This window comes from uncultured Demequina sp. (genome assembly GCF_913055775.1).
In the GTDB taxonomy this organism is placed as follows: domain Bacteria; phylum Actinomycetota; class Actinomycetes; order Actinomycetales; family Demequinaceae; genus Demequina.
Genome location: NZ_CAJXJX010000175.1, coordinates 1 through 4,013, shown reverse-complemented (window position 1 = coordinate 4,013; position 4,013 = coordinate 1). Strand labels below are relative to the sequence as shown.

Genomic DNA, 4,013 nt, shown 5'->3' with positions numbered 1-4,013 from the left:
TGATCGAGCTGTCCGACGGGATCATGGTCGCGCGCGGCGATCTCGGGGTCGAGCTGATCGGTGGCCCCGGCCGCGACGTCGCCGAGCGAGCCGGCCGCGAGGCCACGAACGGTGGTGATGTTGTCGCCGCCGGTATTGCCGACGGGCACCGTGACCCGGATGTCCGCGCTGGTGCCTGCGGCCGTCACCGCGTCCCTGACGCCGTCGTCGATGGTCGCGAGCACGAGCTGCGGTCCCGCGTACGCGATCAGCGTCGCGATCGCGGCGATCGCGGCCGAGCCGATCAGCAGCGTGCGGTCGCGCCACAGGCGCCGGCGCACGAGCAGCCACAATGCGCCGGTGGCGGCCGCGGCACCGGCCCCTGAAGGGCGCGGGCGATCCCCGAGCGCGGCGGTGTCGATCACGGTGCTCATGCGTCCGCCGTCCTCAGTGTTCCGGCCGGGTCGATGCGTCGCAGGAGCGCGCCGACGATCACGGTCGCGACGACCACGACGGCGACCGCCTCGATCGCCAGCAGCGCGACCGTCGCCCACGGTATCTCGACGGTCACCGCGGGCAGCGGGGGCTTGCCGTCGGCGCCCACCGCCACCAGCGGAGCGACCAGGTACGACAGGGCGACGCCGAGCCCGAGCCCGAACGCCAGGCCCAGGCTCGTCAGCAGGACGCTCTCGCCGCCGACCACGCGCAGCAGCTGGCCCCGGCTGATGCCGACTGCTCGGAGCTGCGCGAATTCGAGAGTGCGCGCGCGCACCGTCACCACGGCGTGCACGGCGAAGCCCACCGCGGCGAGCACCACGGCGGCTGCCGTGACGAGCCAGAGCGCCGCCTGGGTCGCCACGCGGAGGGGGTCCTCCTTGAGAGCGGTGGCGACGCCCGCGCGCGAGCTGATGGCAGCCTCCTCAGGGAGGGTCGCGGCGTAGGCGCCGATGTCCTCGTCGTCGATGTCGACCCACCACTGATCCGGCTGCGCGGTCGCGGCTCCGGCCTGGACGAGCGCGAGCTGCAGGGCGTCGAGGCCCGCGACGATGGCCTCCTGGCGCGGTGCCTCGCTGGGCAGCAGCCCGACGACGTCAGCGACGCTCACGGTGATGGAGGCGCCGTCGACGCCGATGCGAGCGAGATCGCCTGCGTCCAGCGACAGACGCGTCGCGAGCGAGCTCGTGAGCACCACGGGCAGAGCGTCGGCGACGGGCCAGGCGGTCTGCACGAGCGACGCCGGGCGGAACCGCAGCGCGGTCGCGCTCGTGATCATCTCGACGTGGAGCTGGTCCTCGTCGGGCTCGAGAGACCGCACCTGGACGTTGCGCTCGACGGCGAACCAGGGTGCGTCCAGTGCCGTGTCGACCGGCGACGAGGAGTACACGGGCTCGACGCCGTCGACGGGAGTGGCGCTCACGAACTCCAGCGCCTCGACGTCATCGACGGACAGTTCCAGCGTCAGCGCGCCCTCGGCGGAGATCGCGGCGGCATCGGCGGTGTCGCCGGCGGTCGACAGCCACACCGACTGAACGCCGGCGAGGGCGGCGACGTCCGCGAAGGCCGTCTCGAGGCGGTGAGGCTGGCCGTCGACGGGAAGGATCCCGAGGTCGAGCGTCGCGAGATCGCCGTCGCCCGTGGTGACCACCGCGCGCAGCGACACGTAGATGTCCGTTAGCGCCGTCTCCGACGTCGATGGCGTCACGGTCATCGCGAGCCCGTCCGCTGACTGAGGCAGCGCGATCGACTCCCGTGCCTGGACGTCCGCGGGGACCAGCGCCGCCGGGATGGCGGCGGCGCCTTCGGCTCCCGAGCGCCCCTCGGCGTAGACCGCGAGGCCATGTGCGGTGGACGCCACCAGTCGTACGTCTCGACCCTGGAGTTCGTCCTCGCCGAAGCCCTCGTCCAGCTGCGTGGTGATGACCGCGGTGCGATGGAGTGCCGGCGCCGCGGCCTGGCCCGCGGCGGCGGCCTGTGCCGTCGTGTCGCCCGTGAGGCCGGTGACCACCGCATCGGCCGGATGCCGGTACCGCGCCTGGTCCTCCTGCGACAGCGTCCAGGAGGCGAGGTAGGACAGCGAGAACGCGCCGATCGAGATCGCGAGCGTCAGCAGCAGCACGGCGGAGACCGCGCGGGCGGGCCGCCGGCCCACCTCCCACGCGGCGAGGGGCATGCCCGCCCGCCGGCCTCGCGCCGCGACGCCCTCGAGTGCCCGCGAGGCCGCCGGGATGAGCCTCACCGCGACGAGGGCGCCCGCGAGAAGAGCGAGCGCCGGGCCGGCCGCCAGCAGCGGGTCCACGCGCGCTACGCCGCCCTCGGCGATCACGGGCGACTCGTACGACTGCAGCTGCCAGTACGCGAGCCCGGCGAGCGCCAGTAGGGCAATGTCGATGCCGCCGCGCTGCATCGCCGATGCGCGCTTGGGTCGCGCCTGTGCCGACTCCGCCTCGATGAAGCTCGCGCTGCGACGCAGCAGGGGGGCCACCATCACAGCGATCGCCACCACGGCGACGATCCCGGACACCAGCCAGGTGGCGGCCGGGATGCCGGGATCCTGGTCCATGCCGGCGCGAGCCATCGCGGGCTGGCGGGCGATGAGGCCGTACGCGGCCGATGCGAGGGGCGGCGCGGCGGCGGCCGTGATCGCGCCCACGACGCACGCCTCGATGAGAGCGAGACCCAGGAGCTGGCGGCCCGACGCGCCTCGCGCGACCATGAGGGCCTGCTCCGCGTGGCGGCGCTCGCTCATGAGGCGTGCGGTCTGCGCGAGCGCCGCCACCGCGAGCACGAGCAGCAGCAGCCCGGTGACGAGCACGCTCGAGCGCGTCACGGCGAGAGAGCCGACGACGCCGCCCAGCGTGACGTCGAGCCGCGTGGTGACGCGCAAATCGTCCCCGGCGGTGGCGACGCCCGCGATCAGCGAGCGCTCGAGCGTCTCAGTGCGGTCGATCAGGGCCTGGGCCTGCGCGGTGGATACGGCGGAGAAGTCCGGCAGATAGGTGAGGGAGGCGGTGCCGACCGGGTAGCGCGCGATCGTGGCCTGGTCCGTCAGGAGCGGCCCGTAGCCGTCGACCACGATGCGGCCTCCGGAGAACGGCAGCGGCGTGGCCGGGTTGTACGCGGCGCCCTGGAAGCGGTCGAGCCGCCAGAAGTCGGTGCCCGGCTCGCTCACGGCGTACGTGCCGGCGACGACGACCGACGGCTGCTCCTCGATCCCGAACACGCCCGCGATCTGAAGCTCGTCGCCCACGTCGAGCCCGAGGCTCTCCGCGACGGCGTGCGGCACGAGCGCCTCGCCGCCGGAGGGGAGCGCCCCCGCCGTGAGGACGATGTGATCCGCCACGCCGTCCATCGACGCCAGGTACGTGAGCGTGCGCTCGTCTGTGGCCGCGGGAAGGGACAGTACGTCGGTCTCCGCGTGGACCGCCCTGACGAAGGGAACGTCGCCCAAGTAGGCGGCGACAGGCGCGGACGGCGCGTCGACCACGGTCTCGAGGTCGTCATCGGGTGCGATCCTCACCACCAGGCGCACGTCCGCGGGATCGGCCTCCGTGAGGGTGGTGCGCGCGGCGAACGTCTCGGTGGCATCCGCGAGCAGGAACAGCGTCGCCATCAGCGTCGACGCCAGCAGCGCCACGAGCAGCACCACCGACAGCAGCGCCCACTGCACGCGCGACCGGCGCAGGGCCAGGCGAGTTCTCCAGGGACGCACGCGGTGGGGCTCCTTCGATGTGGGCGGCAATGCCGTTCCCATCCTGGCCCGTCGAGCGACCCGCGCCGCACGAGGGGCGACGGCGTTATCGAATCGTTATGACCGCGATCGTTCAGGTGCCTACGCGACGATCCAGGACCAGGCGAGGAAGCCCGCGAATGCGCTGCCGAGCCCGACGCCGGCGGTGGCGCCGAGGTAGACCCAGAACTCTCGCGGACGACGTTCGTTCAGAAGGATGACCGCATCGACCGCGAGCGTGGAGAACGTCGACAGCCCGCCCGCGAACCCGGCTCCCACGATGATGCCGGCAGAGGCGGGGGCCCCC

At 73.4% G+C, this 4,013-nt stretch carries 3 protein-coding genes; all 3 read right to left on the bottom strand.

Annotated features, from left to right (window positions below; genetic code table 11):
• Positions 1-413, bottom strand: a 413-nt coding sequence (locus tag QZ483_RS12995) for a hypothetical protein (RefSeq protein WP_297084693.1), incomplete at its 3' end; no start/stop codon positions are given.
• Entirely contained in the window at positions 410-3,688 is a 3,279-nt protein-coding gene (locus tag QZ483_RS12990) for an FtsX-like permease family protein (RefSeq protein WP_297084689.1), read from the bottom strand. The genes QZ483_RS12995 and QZ483_RS12990, both read right to left, overlap by 4 nt.
• A 120-nt stretch (positions 3,689-3,808) precedes the next feature.
• The coding region (locus tag QZ483_RS12985; protein ID WP_297084687.1) for a CrcB family protein at positions 3,809-4,013 on the bottom strand (205 nt) is incomplete at its 5' end.